Consider the following 16,688-nt stretch of genomic DNA (forward strand, 5'->3'; position numbering starts at 1 on the left):
TTAAAAAGTACTATTCCTGACATCAAAGTTTTAACACATTGCAGGAAATGATATCGGTGATTTTTTTCATTTCATATTAGGAGAATCTTATTTCGCGGAAAAGTTGAATTCTCTCACGCTTTATAGCCACCCCCACTTGTGCATAAATACTCGAGTTTGTATGCAAATGATAGGGTTGTATGCACATATGTAGATTTTCCCCGATTTTACATGCGTTTTTAGTCATCGCTGCTCCGGTGATTTTCAATTTTTGCCCTCATAATTGTACTAAGTAGACATACTTATCTTTTTACACATGTCTGGTGGTCTGCTGCTCATAAAACTAATGAAAAATTTTTTGGTTACATATAAAAAGTGATGTATATCACTTTTTTAGTGCGCATTGACCCTCATCAGTATGTTTTGAACATTTATACCTATCAGTGTGAACTGCCTCGATTTGTTTCAATCTGTAAACTATGCACACTGCCATAGTGTTGGTAAATTACACATTTTGTTTTACTTTCTCTTTTTTTTGCATAAACCATTTTTTAGCATATTAATAACATGGTATGTGATAATCTATAGATGGTATTGAAAGGCAGGTGACGGTGATTTGTTTGAAGGTGTGTAATTCAGTCTTTTGAAATAAATATCGGAGGCTATCAGGAGCAGCTAATGTCACTATCTGGATCGCTGAAAGTATCAGATTTACCCGGCTAAGAATCAGCAACGCAGATGCTTCAGTAAACAACTTAAGCTCAACTGTAATGCGGTTGAGGTCGCGTTTTAGAAAAGGACATCATTTCAATACGGTGACCTCCGGTCGCTGGAATTAATTGATGATCGAGGCACTAAGAATCATGCAGGCTATCTTCGTTCGCTCTCTGACGAACAGTTACAGGCCATCAAAACGCTCTCAATGGACATGGCAGTAAGTATCCTCTTACCCTGCGCGGTTAAAAAATCGCATTCGACCGCTTTCATGTAGCGAAGTGCTGGATAAACCCCGCCAGAGTACACATTCTCGCCGCCACTATGACTGTGAAAGCTATCACTCCAGTGGTTATACCTGCTCTCAGTAAGAGAAAGTGCTGCGATAAAGAACGTCATTGCGCTACCCGCCTTCTGGTATAAAGATTAACAGCCTGCAGGCTGTATTTGCATTAATACAGCCTACAGACTGTATTTTGCTTGTGCACTGTCATCCGAATTGCGGCAGAGTTGACCACTTAATGATGACTGAATCGGTAATATTTCAGGCTCATTTTACTAAATGACAGCTTAGAGCCGAATCCCATTTTTCTCAAACTAATGCATTATCCTCACACGGTCCAGAGCGTGATAGCCTGAATGATGCGATGATATTTAAGGTGAGTTATAGATAGCATGGCTGAGTCATATATTAGAAAACAGGAATGCATCAATTACACGTTGATATAATCCACCAATATCTAAATTCGTTGATTTTTCTGAATGTGTGTATACTGTTTCAGGTTTGTTGGATAAGTTAAGTTTCAGGTCGATTTCATCATAATTTTCTGTTTCACAATGATTTTCGTAATTACAGGATGAAGAAAAGGGGGCATCGATAGAAAAAGGAGTGTTGAAGGATTTAAGGTACAGTATTTCATAGTCTGCAGGTAAGTCCTCAGCCAGTCGCTCTGAGAAGAGCGTCAGTTCATCCGTCGCCAGAGTAAATAACCAGGCCTCCTGGTTTTTATCCTGATTTACCCGCAATATTCGCCCCAGTACCTGCCTGAAATACAGCTCAGTTTTGACAGCACTGAGATGACAGCAGACCTGAAGTCGGGGAATGTCCGTACCTTCACTTATCATTCCAACACTGACAATCCATTCGGTGGAGCCTTGTCTGTAGAGGGCAATCTTAGAAAGCGCATCTTTATCCTTATATGTCACGATGGTTGCAGTCTGAGCAAACTCATTTTTAAGGATGTTAAGGAGTTCATATGCATGTTCAACCGAAGATGCGATCATAAGCCCACCGGCATCAGAATTTGTTTGCCTTATCTCACTCAGCTTCTGGCAGCCTGCATTAATGACATATTTCATTGTTTCCGGGTGCCAGAGTAGCGACTGATAGGTCACCAGACTCGTGTTCAGTAAATCTGATATGGATCCGAAATGTTCGTTTTTTCCCTCTGATGCATAGCATAAATTCTGGCTGTTAATTAATACTATTGCCGGTTTTCGGCAAACACCATCAATGATGGCGTCATGCAGGCCATACACATAATCGCAGCAAATTTTACCCCCGGGATCGGTATAACTGGCAAGGGCTACCGGTACATTGTCTGTTCGCCAGGGTGTTCCTGTTAATGCCAGAGTGTATCGTGCGCAATGCTGAACCTGTGTCAGTATTTCGCTGCCCCACGCGTTTGCATTATCCAGTGAATTGCCGGAGCAATGATGAATTTCATCGAAAATGACCAGTAGTCTGTGCTGCCGCAGGGCGTCCCAGAAGCGCTTATCTAAGTACATCAGACTATGGTATGTAAATGCAGCACCAACTGCCCCCAGGCCGCCATTAAAATTGTGGCTTAATACACGAGAAAATGTGCTTTCAATTGATGAAACCACCGCGGATGTGGGAGCAAAACACAGTACGAGATCAACCAGTCCGCGTGCGAGCATTCTCTTCGCGACTTCAGCTGCCATTATGGTTTTTCCGGCACCGGGGCTTGCCAGGCACAGGAAATGTGGGGAGCCTGACAGATACTTTTTTAGTGCTGCATCAGTACAGCGTTTCTGCCATTCTCTCAGCATGTAAGCTCCCTGCTGGTATGCAACTTGAGCGCTTTTGTTAATGCTGTTACCCGTCCCAGTAATGTCGCTGACTGATTTCTGGCCTGCTCATAGAGATCCATTAGCTCTCTTTTTCTGTTCGGGAAGCGTTGCATCAGAGAAGTGTATTCTTCGATTTCGCTCAGTACTACTGCAAGCCTGGCCTCATGACTTATCCTTTCATTACTTAAATCTGTCACGAAAGCGTCAATATCGGAGGCAGAGAGCTCTCCGCTTTCAGTGATGCTGTTCAGACGGGAGTTCTTTGGAATTTTGCCAGGCGTGAAAGTTGTCGAATAAAACTGTTCCGTTTTTTCATACAGCGCTTTTGTCCGTCCGCCGGGGTGTTCAATTTTTTGTAAAAATCCTAATTTTTCAAGCCTGATTAACTGCCGGCGAATGAACTTTCTGGCTTCTGCAACATATAAATATTTATCCGGTAGTTTAATCAGTGCATCCAACAGAAGTGCAGAGCTGAACTTATCAAAATTCTTTTCTATCAATAAATTATAGATGTAGGGGTGTAGTTTTACGGCAGATTTCATCAAAAAATCCTGAAAATCAAAGCTTAGGATTGCTAAGTATACAGAAACAGATGAAACTTAGACAATCTAAGCACTTCAGGACAATGATGATGAATACGTGGCTCATCCAAATCCAATACCAGACCGACTCAAAGCGGCAAGAACCAAAGCCGGAATTACTCAGCGTGAACTGGGGATCCGTATTGGCATGGAACCTGGTTCAGCGAGTGGCCGTATGAACCATTACGAAAAAGGAAGACATATACCCGATATTGATACGCTTAAGCGAATGGCGGATGAACTGGGTGTACCCCTGAACTACTTCTTTTGTGAAAATGAAACGACTGCTGAACTGGCTTGCCTGATTGCGGGTTTGACAGAAGCTCAGCAAACGGAACTGATTGCAACGTTGAAGAAAAATCAGTCGTAGCGCCAGGTCGGAACATGTAAAACCGGTGTGGTAGGCATGTGTTTGTTCACCTGATCCGAATACACTCATGGCCAAATGAGTGTTTTGCGATAGCGGCAGGATATGACTATCGCGGCGCAAAATAAACCGGAGCAAGCATACGTTAGTCTGCTTCTACATAAGGCCCAGTTTTCGCCTGATATTCAGAGGCAATGCAGCAAGTGTTGTGTTGACGATTTCAGCAACCTTAAGCTGCTCCAGTTCCTCCAGGCTTTTCCTGAGGGCCTTATTTACGTTGAGTAATTCGTCCTTTCTGTCCCTTATCGTGCCTCTGGCAGAGGGTTTGTGGAATGCACCAATGCGCTTATTTGCTATGTCCAGCAGCTCGGCATTAATCTGGTTGAGAAATGCAGTGAACGAGGAGGAATAAGAGGAGGTGTGCATCAGCGTTGTTCGTTTTATTCCCAGCTCTTTCGCCAGGCAGGCCCCTGAAATGAAAAAGCTGTTCTTGCGTGAGAGTTCAGATTTACGATGACACCGATCGATGTATTCTCGCTTTTCTGCGTAAACCTTCAAGGTCAGCTGCCATGCCCTGCAGGAGACATTATTTTTTGACACCCAGTCTGGCGGGGTTTCTTCCGGCCCCTGAGGTGGCTGTTCAAGCAGATATTTCATTATCATGACGGTGTCTTCCTGTAAGAATCCAGCGCTTCCTGAAGTTCCTGCAGTGCAGGGTGATTTTTATCGTATTGCCGGATGTTCATAAATGCCTTCGTCAGCAGTTCAAAGGATGCCTGCCTGAAAGGATGGGGAACTGCAGGATCCTGCAGGGCTGATAAATGAGACTGAATGTACATGACCATCCAGCTAACGTTCTCTTTTCCCATAAGATTGTGTGTGCAGGACATACACAGTCCAGGGGCCGCGTTGTAACGCCGGGGGATACCCTGATTCGCACATCTGGCCTTGGCCGATGAGCGTTTTCTCAGAAGACAATAGCCCCAGGGATTAGCCTTAATGCCGGTAATTTCTGCCTGAGAAATCTCGTTGATAATTCTTTGTTGTTCCTGAGGATCGGCCAGCACCGTCATGTTTATTAATTTTCTGAGCCAGACCGTCATTTGCCCGGCATAGCCTTCCCCTTTTCTGAACAGGTAGTTCTTCACCAGTGAGCTGATTATGTCCTGTCGGGCCGCCAGACAAAGATTCTGATTGTCCTTATTTTTAATGTATGCTAGCCACATATTTTTCGATATATGTTTAAACTGGCTTCTTATCATCCAGCCGACGTCACCATCGAAACGACGATATATTGCTTCCGCCCACATATGTCTGAAAGCATGAGGTGTAGGGTAAGTAAATCCGGCAACCAGCTCAGAAGCAACCTTCCGGGAATTAATATTAAAGCACAATTCCGCATCAGAGAGTGTACTGACCCAGGCTTTGGTCTCAGTAGAGAGTCCGGCATCCAGCAACGTTTTCCATTCAGCATCCAGTGTCCCCCTGGCATATCGGGCGAGCCAGTTTTTCTTTTTCTCATGCACTGATGGCGTGAAGTAAAAAATGAGTGCAGGGAGCTCAGTTTTGCCAGTTTGACTGGCACGTGCCAGGGTCGGATTGTCGCGATAAAATCCTTTCTCAAGTGCGATGAAGGGCTCATAGTGCGTAATATGATGCGCCCAGAGAAGCCGGACGGCCTGAGTAATGTGGTAGCCCGTCGTCCCTGCGCAGGCTGATTTTTTTCCCGCAGGCAACAGACAGGGAGCGTCTGCCGGAGGCGCCGACAGAATATTCATGAGTGTCATCAGTCGCGCGCAGTAGAATGTGATTTCGCGCAGTACGGGAATATCTCCACTTGTTTTACGGGTGAACCCGTGGATTTGATATCGCCATGGGAATGCAAACCTGTCCAGGATATCGTTGTTTTCCGATTTCCTGAGTGCAGAATAGGGGAAATCATATTCACTTCTTCTCCACCCTGTTAATGCAACAAACCCGACGAGTCCGGCAGCCTGAACATTTCTGATAAATTCAGGCGCTGATACTGCAGCAGTCAGTCCGGCGTTTTCAGGTAATGCAAAGTCATATGGCGTCTTAATCGTGGCCGCCTTATCTGATTCGAGTTGTAAAGCGTTCAACGCTGTCTGAAAAGAATCCCCCGAAATGGCGGGTCTGAAAGACGCGAGTTGTGCGATAACCTCGTCCCGGTTTTCACCCTGCGACCATTCCCACAGGATGATTTGTAGCCTGTCCAGTACGGGCTGGTCATTATCCAGGTTCAGAAGTACTGCAAGTCTGCTGATGTTTTCTGATGTCTGCATGAGGAGGATTGCGTTTATTTTTTTACTTACGGCCTGATAATACTTAAGCAGTTCCTGCGCAATGGTGCTGATTTTGTATCTGTTGTCAGATGGGGCGTTTTTGCCGGAAAAGTGTATCTTCCCTGATGTAACCAGGGAAATATACTTCTTCAGCGTGTCCTGCTTAATCGGGAGGTGAGTGAACAGCCGATGGCCATTCTGAATGGTATCATTGAGCGCGATGGCTGTAGCGATATGTTTTTCAAAATAGCTGATACAGTGTTCAGTGTAGTACTGCCCGGTGTCCAGAGTCAGTGAGTTGAATGAGGCACCTTCCACCCAGTCAGCGTATGTCAGTTCGTTATGGGTAAATTGCGGTATCAGCGTTTTCAGTACATGGAAACAAAAGGCACCGGAAATTCCGGGAGCGATAATGCTGAAGCATATTTCCTGTGCTGCCATTCTCCAGTCATCAATGAGCCACAAAAGCTTAAAGTGGCTGAATGACATAATGCTTCTTCTTCGCGAAACGCTGAAATTGTTGAGGCTACTGAGCATAAAGTGATGAAGGAATTCAGGTAATTTTACACGTGTCAGACAGCCTGTGTTCGCGCCAAGAAATGTGTTCCAGAACAATGTCAGCCCAATAAACGACTCTCGGAGATGATGAGGGGAGTTAGATTTCGCTGCACCAAGCCATAGGATTTTATTGCATAGAATAAACTGCTCCGAAGAGCTGAAGTAATTCAGCATGGTTTCAGGCCAGATATGTCTGAATACGTTGAAATCAATGGTTATGGTATGGCCTTTTCGTTCATCGCTGAAACGCCACTCGTGGCTCTCAATCTGGTTGTTCATTGAGCCGGCAACAGCGTTAAGGCGCGCCTGTAACTCCGTATGAGTAAAATGACTGTCTGACAAATGTGCACTCTTCATATAATGCTTTCCAGAAGGTGATCAAAGAGAGAGGGTAGGTGGTTTTTTAATCGCTGATATTGTTTCTTTGCATCATATGTGCATCGCATACGCGGTAGCAGGCGGGATATCCACTCCACATTTACCAGTAATGTTTTTTCAACAAAGTCAGGTCTGCGCTCCACTAAAACCGGAAAGTATTTTTCGGCTTCAGAAAGGTAATGAAGAAAAATCAGGGCAGTATCGATGCAGTCATGAATGATGATTTCTCTGCCTTCATAATTCAGGCCTGAATGAATTTCACTCGCTGAAGGCAGGACAAGATTATTATCCGATGCCTGCCCGACAATCCGTGTCCGGGTTTCCCGCTGGTGGAGCTCTTTGAGGATGTCTCCCGTAAAAGGTCTGAACGCCGCTTTTTCAAGGTCATTAAGAATACTGCGGGTGATCCTGCCTAAGCGATTAACCCAGTCTTTGTTTGCATCCGTAAGATAACTTATCTTCTCCGTCAGCGAGGAGTGAGAGTGATGATTGATAAGATCGCCTTCACGATAGGTGTCGCTTCCGGCATGTACTGCGCTGGTTTTTATGTGTGAAAGCCTGAATATTAACCAGGGAAATGAAGGGTCAGAACGCACGGTATCGATGTTTTCATTGAGATATTTGTAAATCATCATCATCGAACGATGGAAAATATTGGATGCTTTATGCTTAGCCAGCTCATCAGATAGCAGTGCCTGAAATGAATTAAGGCTCCAGATGCATCTCATCAGGGATATTTCGTTATTACATGTCGATGAGTCATGCATGGTTACCGTTTTCAGGGGCGACTGGACAGCGGTTTTAAATACCGGACCGTCATCCGGACAGCGCGTGACATAGAGATCAACCATTTTTGTCCACAGCGCATTACCGGGCATGAAACCTGTTTCTTTTAGCGTACCGGACCGTCCCTTGAAGTACTTTATTTGCATCATCTTCAACTCCCCTCCCTGGGTACGTTCTGTAATGAAATTACGTTTAGTGAGCTTATGAATGCACCATGGCTGGACTGCTTCACAAGCAATCAGCCACGAAAGAAGCCTCTCTTCAACAGCAGAGTGAGCATTAATAAATGACGGATGAAAGAAATTGGGCATCCACCATGTGTTCAGACGTTTCCCGCCATCAACGGAAGGCATTCGGTATGATGAACGGATTTTTTCGGGAAGATCCTGCAGGGCTTTTGCTTTTACTGCAGGGTTGATGAAATCAATAATCATCAGCTCTGACAGGAAATCACAAGGACGACCTGAGTTATCAAACTTAGCATACTGTCGCATCTGTGAAAGGTTCCAGTCAAAATGCCAGCAATACTTTCTGCGCGGCCATGATAGGGGTGCGATGTCAGAACCTGTCCACTGTGTACGACACAAGTGCAGAAATAACAGCGTAGCTGCAATCGTGACTTTCATACTCAGAATGAGCTTTTTGGGGCTTTCAAGACTGAGGATTTCATCTTCGGTTAACAAATTCTTTAACTGCGGAGCAGAAAACCAGTCGGTGAGTGTATAACTTCGGGGAGTCAGAAAAGGTATATCCAGCTTCACTTTTATAAGGCGCGATATGTACTGATATTCCCGGGTGGAAAGTGAATCTGAGGTCAGCCCTATTTTTAGAATGAGCCTGACAGCGCGTGCATTTTCATTTGTAGAATTTAGTTGAGCGTTATATTTAGCGTAATCTTTCAGGGGCAGGTATTTCTTCTCCTCGGTTATCTTATAGCCCTCACTCCGGAGCCATCCGAAGAAATGCCGTACTTTATACAATCGCCCGGTCTGTGTGTGTAGCCCGTGCTCCGAAAACCATTCGGACTGTAATGCTCCGGCAATGCAGTTAAATATTGCCCGATGGTAAAATCCTTCGGAAATGGACGTGACGGTTGTTGTTTTTGCCTGAGATTTTCCCCTGTACCAGCTGATTTCGTCTTGGCTGATATTCAGATTCAGCGCGCTGGTTCCCCCTCTGGATTTACGATGAACCATTTTCCACCTCGAGCATTTCCAGGCGCATTCGGATATAGCGCACTGTAGTTGCCTGCGGTGTTCCGTTGCGACTCAGTTTATGACCCAGGCGCTGGGCAACAACGAGCAACGCAGCAGATTCCGACCGGGTTTCCCTGCCGGAATGACCGGTCAGTTCCTGGTGGTAGAGCTCAGTGGCGAAGGTGTGTCGCAGGTCATGAAAGCTAAGCACTGGTGACAGACCTGCGGCCATGGCCCGACGACGAAAAATTCTTGATGCGTATTCTTTGCCGACTGCTGTGCCGCAAAACCGCTTATCTGTACGCAAAAAAAGGTTGTCAGGATCGATATCAGTGGACTGTAAAAGTAACTTTCTCTCTGAATTGTAGTAACGTTCCATATCCGTCAGGAGTTCCCGAGAGAAGTATATCCAGCGAGAGCGGCCTCTTTTGGTATATCGTCCTTTTAGCCAGTAAGAGAAGTAATCCTGATTTGCATATGTGCTGCTGTTGAGCTTCTGAAAGAGAGAGATAAGTTCATCTTTACCCTGGAGGCAAAGGCCTGCGACTTCAGAAGTCCGAAGGCCTACTTCATATCCGAGTCTGATGATGAGTTTTTCGGCAAGTGTCTTGCACGCCATCAATAACTGCGTTCTGTTATATGAGGATATGTAGTTTATATGGAAAGGAGTACTGTCATTGCTTTCGATTAGCTGAATTGTTTTTCGATATAGCCTCAGCTTTATGTAAGGTGATAGCCCGAAATACGTCAGAAAATTACAGTAGGAAGTGATTGCAGCTCTGTGCGTCATGGCTGAGCATCGTGAGATGTTCCTGGTGGGGAGTTCGTTGTTCAGGTAGTGGCTGACGGTGAAGTCTGAGACGGTGTAGCTGGGCCCACTAGTGGTTAGTTTTAGGTGGTCGAAAAATTTTGCCAGGCAATATATGTACGTTCTGATCGTATTATCAGTCACATATCGTTCAGTGAAATGGGTATTTGAGCTATGTTCAGATTGATAAGCATCAGTGAAAATTTCATAAACGGTGCCGTATAGCGTTGTGTACACAGAGTACAGTAGCGGAAGGAGCGGGAGCTGCCAGTTGTCTTCCTTGATGACGTAAAGCCTCGGAAGGTGATTACCCCCGATTAAACAATCGGTAAGCCCAATAATTTTCATCATCTTTTTGCGTTCCAAAAGACATTGTTCACTTATTTTAGACGTCTTTTGCTGGCACTACATATTTTCACTTTTAGATGTATATGAGGAATAGAAACGGTCGAGGAACGGGCCGGATAACTTACCCAGATAGCGCAACGTCTGCTCTGGCGTACAGCGGTTATGGTTTCCCTGGTAGTGACCCGTCGGGCTGGGATTCATCGCAGCGACCAGCTGAAACTGCGCGGGATAGCTTATTTTGGCCCGCGTGCGCGAGATATGTATTTCGCCAGATTCAATAGGTTCTCTCAGCGCATCCAGCACGCGGCGCTCAAACTCGGGCAGCTCATCAAGAAACAGAATGCCATTGTGTGCCAGTGAGATCTCACCCGGCCCGGGGATAGACCCGCCGCCGACCATTGCCGTCAGTGAAGCGCTATGATGTGGGGAACGAAAAGGACGGCGGCGCCACTGTTTTTGCAACGAGGCAGAGCTGATGAGGCTATATATGGCGGCGCTTTCCAGCGCTTCATGGTTATTGAGCGGTGGAAGCAACCCACTCAGCCTGCTCGCCAGCATCGTTTTCCCCGTCCCTGGCGGACCAATCAACAGAAGATTGTGTCCACCTGCGGCCGTAATCTCCAGCGCCCGCTTCCCTTGCTCCTGCCCCATAATCTCGCTGAGATCCTCCGGAACGTCGGCTAAAACCTCGTCACACTCCTCAGGTTCGGACAGTTCATGTCGTCCTTCCAGCCAGGCACAAACTTCCTGTAAATGCCCCGCGATGAGGCATCCTTTTTCCGCGATAAGACTCACTTCTGATGCATTTTCATTGGCCACAATGATTTGCCGCCCTGCACGTATGGCTTCCAGCGCTCCCGATATCGCACCGGGAACGCCTCTTAACGCGCCTGTGAGCGCGAGTTCACCCACGAACTCATACGAGCCTAGCCGTGTCGTATTAAGCTGCTCAGAAGCCGCCAGAAGGGCAATTGCGATAGGTAAATCGTATCGTCCCCCTCTTTAGGCAGATCGGCGGGCGCAAGGTTGATAGTGATCTTCTTCGCGGGGAAGGCATAACCGCTATTTATTATTGCGCTGCGAACGCGATCCCTGGCTTCTTTAACCGTCGTTTCAGGTAACCCGACAAGCGTGAGTCCGGGTAGCCCGTTACTCAAATGAACCTCGACGGAAATAAGCGGTGCCTTTACCCCGAGAGCCGCACGCGTATAAACAACTGACAGTGACATTTGCACTACCTCCTGGTGTGACTATGCCAGCGCCTGTTTTTTCTGTTTAGCGTCATTTTGCGGATTTACACCGCCTGTTCAGAGATTTTAAGCGCATACTGAAACCCTTGCATAACCGTGGAAGCCTCCTCGCAGAACGTAAAAAGCCCCCGTTTTGACGATAAGAACCGCTGTAAAAAAATGAAAAATATTCATTTTCTAATTTCTGTATATAAAACAACGGTTTTAAGAAATGTGATTCGCTGCCTAATCAAATCCGTCATAAATAAATCTTGTGTTTGATTTAAAAACTGTGATAACTCTTTAGGTATTCCTTCGAACAAGATGCAAAAAGAACTGAAAATGACAGCCCTTCTACGAGTGATTAGCCTGGTCGTGATTAGCGTGGTGGTGATTATTATCCCACCGTGCGGGGCTGCACTTGGACGAGGAAAGGCTTAGAAATCAAGCCTTAACGAACTAAGACCCCCGCACCGAAAGGTCCGGGGGTTTTTTTATGACTAAAAAACGTAAATGAGGAGCAGAGAATGACGACTAGCACAAAATTCTGTTTCTCCCGATTTATGACGGGGAACTAACTATGAATGGGGCACAGTGGGTAGTACATGCGTTGCGCGCGCAGGGAGTCGAAACAGTATTCGGTTATCCGGGTGGCGCAATTATGCCGATTTACGATGCACTGTATGACGGCGGCGTGGAACATCTCTTGTGCCGACACGAGCAGGGCGCAGCGATGGCAGCCATCGGCTATGCCCGAGCGACGGGTAAAACCGGCGTGTGTATGGCGACTTCAGGCCCGGGCGCAACTAACCTCATCACCGGCCTGGCTGACGCGCTGCTGGATTCCGTTCCCGTTGTCGCCATCACCGGGCAGGTGGCGTCTCCGTTCATCGGTACCGATGCTTTCCAGGAAGTGGACGTCCTCGGTTTATCGCTGGCCTGCACCAAACACAGCTTCCTCGTCCAGTCTCTGGAAGAGCTGCCGCGCGTAATGGCAGAAGCCTTCGAAGTGGCAAGCTCCGGCCGTCCTGGTCCGGTTCTGGTAGACATCCCGAAAGATATCCAGGTGGCAGTCGGCGATCTGGAACCGCACTTCTCTACCGTTGAAAGCGACGATGCTTTTCCGGATGCGGAAGTTGAAGAGGCCCGTCAGATGATGGCGCAGGCGAAACAGCCGATGCTGTACGTCGGCGGTGGCGTAGGCATGGCACAGGCCGTTCCAGCCCTGCGTGAATTTATCGCAACAACGCAGATGCCAGCGACCTGCACGCTGAAAGGTCTCGGTGCTGTCGACGCGAATTACCCATATTATCTGGGCATGCTGGGGATGCACGGCACCAAAGCGGCAAACCTGGCGGTGCAGGAGTGCGACTTGCTCATCGCCGTAGGGGCCCGTTTTGACGACCGCGTCACCGGCAAGCTGAATACCTTTGCGCCGAACGCCAAAGTCATCCATATGGATATCGACCCAGCGGAGATGAACAAGCTGCGTCAGGCGCATGTCGCCTTGCAGGGCGATCTCAACGCGCTGTTACCGGCATTGCAGCAGCCGCTGGATATCAACGCATGGCGTCAGTACACCGCAGATATGCGCGCCGAGCACGCCTGGCGTTATGACCATCCCGGCGAGGCCATCTACGCGCCGCTGCTGTTGAAGCAGTTGTCGGACCGTAAACCGGCTGACAGCGTCGTCACCACCGACGTCGGTCAGCACCAGATGTGGTCCGCGCAGCACATGACCTACACGCGCCCGGAAAACTTCATCACCTCCAGCGGGTTAGGGACGATGGGCTTCGGTCTGCCTGCCGCCGTTGGCGCGCAGGTTGCCCGCCCGAACGATACCGTTATCTGTATCTCCGGTGACGGCTCCTTCATGATGAACGTTCAGGAGCTCGGCACCGTTAAGCGCAAGCAGTTACCGCTGAAAATCGTATTGCTCGACAACCAGCGTTTAGGGATGGTTCGCCAGTGGCAACAGCTGTTCTTCCAGGAGCGCTATAGCGAAACGACGCTCACCGATAACCCCGATTTCCTCACTCTGGCCAGCGCCTTCGGCATCCCTGGCCAGCACATCACCCGTAAAGATCAGGTTGAAGCGGCGCTCGACACCATGCTGAACAGCGATGGGCCTTACCTGCTTCATGTCTCAATCGATGAACTCGAGAACGTCTGGCCGCTGGTGCCGCCTGGTGCCAGTAACTCACAAATGATGGAGAAATTATCATGATGCAGCATCAGGTCGCCGTACAGGCTCGCTTCAACCCGGAAACCTTAGAACGCGTTTTGCGTGTAGTGCGTCATCGTGGTTTTCAGATTTGCTCTATGAATATGGAGACGGCCACTGACGCCCAAAACATCAGTATCGAATTAACCGTTGCCAGCCCGCGGTCGGTCGACTTACTGTTTAGTCAGTTATCAAAGCTGGTAGACGTTGCCCATGTTGCCATCTGCCAGAGCACAACCACATCACAACAAATCCGCGCTTAAGCGCGACAGGACGAAAAAATGACTACAAAAAAAGCTGATTACATTTGGTTCAACGGTGAGATGGTTCGCTGGGAGGACGCGAAGGTCCACGTGATGTCCCACGCGCTGCACTACGGTACCTCCGTATTTGAAGGCATCCGCTGCTACGATTCTCACAAAGGGCCAGTGGTGTTCCGCCATCGCGAACACATGCAGCGTCTGCATGACTCAGCCAAAATTTATCGTTTCCCGGTTTCCCAGAGCGTCGACGAGCTGATGGAAGCCTGCCGCGACGTGATTCGCAAGAACAACCTGACCAGCGCCTATATCCGTCCGCTGGTCTTCGTGGGCGACGTCGGTATGGGCGTTAACCCGCCCGCTGGCTATACCACAGATGTGATCATTGCCGCGTTCCCGTGGGGTGCCTACCTGGGTGCAGAAGCCCTGGAGCAGGGGATCGACGCAATGGTCTCTTCCTGGAACCGCGTTGCGCCAAACACCATCCCGACTGCCGCTAAAGCAGGCGGTAACTACCTCTCTTCATTGCTGGTCGGTAGCGAAGCGCGCCGTCACGGCTATCAGGAAGGTATCGCCCTGGACGTAAACGGCTACATCTCTGAAGGTGCGGGCGAAAACCTGTTTGAAGTGAAAGACGGCATTCTGTTTACGCCGCCGTTCACCTCGTCCGCGCTGCCGGGCATTACCCGCGACGCCATCATCAAGCTGGCGAAAGATCTGGGTATCGAAGTGCGCGAGCAGGTGCTGTCCCGCGAATCCCTGTATCTGGCGGATGAAGTGTTTATGTCCGGTACGGCGGCTGAAATCACGCCGGTGCGCAGCGTAGACGGTATCCAGGTGGGCGAAGGCCGCTGTGGCCCGGTCACCAAACGTATTCAGCAAGCGTTCTTTGGCCTCTTCACCGGCGAAACAGAAGATAAATACGGCTGGTTGGATCAGGTTAATCACTAAGCATAAATTTGGGACGGCACGCACCGTCCCATTAAATAGTCAGACGGGAGTAAATAAAGCATGCCTAAGTATCGTTCAGCCACCACCACCCACGGCCGTAATATGGCGGGTGCCCGCGCACTGTGGCGCGCCACCGGGATGACCGACGCCGATTTCGGCAAGCCGATTATCGCCGTAGTGAACTCTTTCACCCAGTTCGTACCGGGCCACGTGCACCTGCGCGATCTCGGTAAGCTGGTTGCCGAGCAAATCGAAGCCTCTGGCGGCGTGGCGAAAGAGTTCAACACCATTGCGGTGGATGATGGTATCGCGATGGGCCACGGGGGCATGCTCTATTCACTGCCGTCGCGCGAGCTGATCGCCGATTCGGTGGAGTACATGGTTAACGCCCACTGCGCCGATGCGATGGTCTGTATCTCCAACTGCGACAAAATCACCCCGGGGATGCTGATGGCCTCCCTGCGCCTGAACATTCCGGTGATCTTCGTCTCCGGTGGCCCAATGGAAGCGGGGAAAACCAAGCTCTCCGACAAAATCATCAAGCTCGACCTGGTCGATGCGATGATCCAGGGCGCGGACCCGAAGGTTTCTGACGAGCAAAGCGACCAGGTGGAACGCTCCGCGTGTCCGACCTGTGGCTCCTGTTCCGGGATGTTCACGGCGAACTCCATGAACTGCCTGACCGAAGCGCTGGGCCTGTCTCAGCCGGGCAACGGCTCGCTGCTGGCGACCCACGCCGACCGTAAGCAGCTGTTCCTTAACGCCGGTAAGCGCATCGTTGAGCTGACCAAACGCTACTACGAGCAGGACGACGCCAGCGCGCTGCCGCGCAACATCGCCAGCAAAGCGGCGTTCGAGAACGCCATGACCCTGGATATTGCTATGGGCGGCTCCACCAACACCGTTCTGCACCTGCTGGCCGCCGCACAGGAAGCCGAAATCGACTTCACCATGAGCGACATCGACAAGCTGTCCCGCAAAGTGCCGCAGCTGTGTAAGGTCGCGCCGAGTACCCAGAAGTACCATATGGAAGACGTGCACCGTGCCGGTGGCGTAATCGGTATTCTGGGTGAGCTGGACCGCGCCGGGCTGCTGAACCGTGAAGTGAAAAACGTGCTTGGCCTGACGCTGCCTGAGTCGCTGGACCAGTACGACGTGATGCTGACCAAAGACGAGGCGGTGAAAAAGATGTTCCGCGCTGGCCCTGCCGGTATTCGTACCACCCAGGCGTTCTCGCAGGATTGCCGCTGGGATACCCTGGACGATGACCGCGCCGAAGGCTGCATCCGCTCGCTGGAACACGCCTACAGCAAAGACGGCGGCCTGGCCGTGCTGTACGGTAACTTTGCGGAAAATGGCTGCATCGTGAAAACCGCTGGCGTGGACGACAGCATCCTGAAATTCACCGGTCCGGCGAAAGTGTACGAAAGCCAGGATGAAGCGGTAGACGCTATCCTGGGCGGTAAAGTGGTGGAAGGCGACGTGGTGGTCATCCGTTATGAAGGGCCAAAAGGCGGCCCGGGCATGCAGGAGATGCTCTACCCAACCACCTTCCTGAAATCGATGGGCCTCGGTAAAGCCTGCGCGCTGATCACCGACGGGCGTTTCTCCGGCGGGACTTCCGGTCTCTCCATCGGTCACGTTTCGCCGGAAGCGGCAAGCGGCGGCAACATTGCCATCATCGAAGACGGCGACCTGATCGAAATCGACATTCCGAATCGCGGCATTCAGCTCAAGCTGAGCGACCAGGAGATCGCGGCCCGTCGTGAAGCGCAGGAAGCGCGCGGCGACAAAGCCTGGACGCCGAAAGATCGCCAGCGCGAAGTCTCCTTCGCCCTGCGCGCCTATGCGAGTCTTGCCACCAGTGCAGATAAAGGCGCGGTGCGCGATAAATCGAAACTTGGGGGCTAAC

At 49.6% G+C, this 16,688-nt stretch carries 13 protein-coding genes and 2 pseudogenes; 8 read left to right on the top strand and 7 right to left on the bottom strand.

What is annotated here, in order from left to right; genetic code table 11:
* Positions 1-796: 796 nt before the first annotated feature.
* A pseudogene (locus RVY89_RS20360) lies at positions 797-975 on the top strand (transposase); the annotation flags it as partial.
* Positions 976-1,377: 402 nt separating this feature from the next.
* On the opposite strand, the gene RVY89_RS20365 reads toward RVY89_RS20360, so the two are convergent.
* On the bottom strand, positions 1,378-2,766 hold the full coding sequence (locus tag RVY89_RS20365; RefSeq protein WP_484826301.1) for a DEAD/DEAH box helicase: 1,389 nt from the start codon (positions 2,764-2,766) through the stop codon (positions 1,378-1,380).
* Positions 2,760-3,329, bottom strand: a complete 570-nt coding sequence (locus RVY89_RS20370; RefSeq protein ID WP_484826302.1) for a hypothetical protein — start codon at positions 3,327-3,329, stop codon at positions 2,760-2,762. Before RVY89_RS20370 ends, RVY89_RS20365 begins: the two co-directional genes overlap by 7 nt.
* 97 nt (positions 3,330-3,426) lie before the next feature.
* On the opposite strand from RVY89_RS20370, the gene RVY89_RS20375 reads away from it, so the two are divergent.
* Positions 3,427-3,738, top strand: coding sequence for a helix-turn-helix domain-containing protein (locus RVY89_RS20375; RefSeq protein ID WP_426019219.1), 312 nt, complete (start codon positions 3,427-3,429; stop codon positions 3,736-3,738).
* 153 nt (positions 3,739-3,891) lie between these two features.
* On the opposite strand, the gene RVY89_RS20380 is transcribed toward RVY89_RS20375, so the two are convergent.
* The 5 genes and pseudogenes from RVY89_RS20380 to RVY89_RS20400 all read right to left on the bottom strand — a co-directional run.
* On the bottom strand, positions 3,892-4,398 hold the full coding sequence (locus tag RVY89_RS20380) for a hypothetical protein (RefSeq protein ID WP_484826303.1): 507 nt from the start codon (positions 4,396-4,398) through the stop codon (positions 3,892-3,894).
* The gene (locus RVY89_RS20385; RefSeq protein WP_484826304.1) at positions 4,395-6,953 is read right to left on the bottom strand and encodes a hypothetical protein; all 2,559 of its coding nucleotides are present in this window, start codon (positions 6,951-6,953) and stop codon (positions 4,395-4,397) included. Before RVY89_RS20385 ends, RVY89_RS20380 begins: the two co-directional genes overlap by 4 nt.
* A complete protein-coding gene (locus tag RVY89_RS20390; RefSeq protein ID WP_484826305.1) occupies positions 6,950-8,956 on the bottom strand; it encodes a hypothetical protein in 2,007 nt (668 codons plus the stop codon). The genes RVY89_RS20385 and RVY89_RS20390 overlap by 4 nt, the downstream gene beginning before the upstream one ends.
* Complete coding sequence (locus tag RVY89_RS20395) at positions 8,943-10,115, bottom strand: tyrosine-type recombinase/integrase (protein ID WP_484826306.1); 1,173 nt, start codon at positions 10,113-10,115, stop codon at positions 8,943-8,945. Before RVY89_RS20395 ends, RVY89_RS20390 begins: the two co-directional genes overlap by 14 nt.
* A 90-nt stretch (positions 10,116-10,205) precedes the next feature.
* Positions 10,206-11,341 (bottom strand): annotated as a pseudogene (locus tag RVY89_RS20400) (YifB family Mg chelatase-like AAA ATPase); the annotation flags it as partial.
* A 342-nt stretch (positions 11,342-11,683) separates the two neighbouring features.
* Between RVY89_RS20400 and ilvL the strand changes: the two are divergent.
* The 6 genes from ilvL (at position 11,684) to ilvD (ending at position 16,687) form a co-directional block, all read left to right on the top strand.
* Positions 11,684-11,782, top strand: a complete 99-nt coding sequence (ilvL, locus tag RVY89_RS20405) for an ilv operon leader peptide (protein ID WP_001311244.1) — start codon at positions 11,684-11,686, stop codon at positions 11,780-11,782.
* A gap of 86 nt (positions 11,783-11,868) precedes the next feature.
* Positions 11,869-11,919, top strand: a complete 51-nt coding sequence (gene ilvX, locus RVY89_RS20410) for a peptide IlvX (protein ID WP_166792073.1) — start codon at positions 11,869-11,871, stop codon at positions 11,917-11,919.
* A gap of 2 nt (positions 11,920-11,921) precedes the next feature.
* Positions 11,922-13,568 (top strand): acetolactate synthase 2 catalytic subunit, encoded by a 1,647-nt coding sequence (gene ilvG / locus RVY89_RS20415; RefSeq protein ID WP_484826307.1) that lies wholly within the window; start codon positions 11,922-11,924, stop codon positions 13,566-13,568.
* Entirely contained in the window at positions 13,565-13,828 is a 264-nt protein-coding gene (gene ilvM, locus RVY89_RS20420) for an acetolactate synthase 2 small subunit (protein WP_006179206.1), read from the top strand. The genes ilvG and ilvM overlap by 4 nt, the downstream gene beginning before the upstream one ends.
* Before the next feature lie 18 nt (positions 13,829-13,846).
* Positions 13,847-14,776, top strand: coding sequence for a branched-chain-amino-acid transaminase (gene ilvE / locus RVY89_RS20425; protein ID WP_023309654.1), 930 nt, complete (start codon positions 13,847-13,849; stop codon positions 14,774-14,776).
* A 60-nt stretch (positions 14,777-14,836) separates the two neighbouring features.
* Entirely contained in the window at positions 14,837-16,687 is a 1,851-nt protein-coding gene (ilvD, locus tag RVY89_RS20430) for a dihydroxy-acid dehydratase (RefSeq protein ID WP_484826308.1), read from the top strand.
* Position 16,688 lies beyond the last annotated feature (1 nt).

The organism is Enterobacter sp. 3U4, assembly GCF_057224565.1.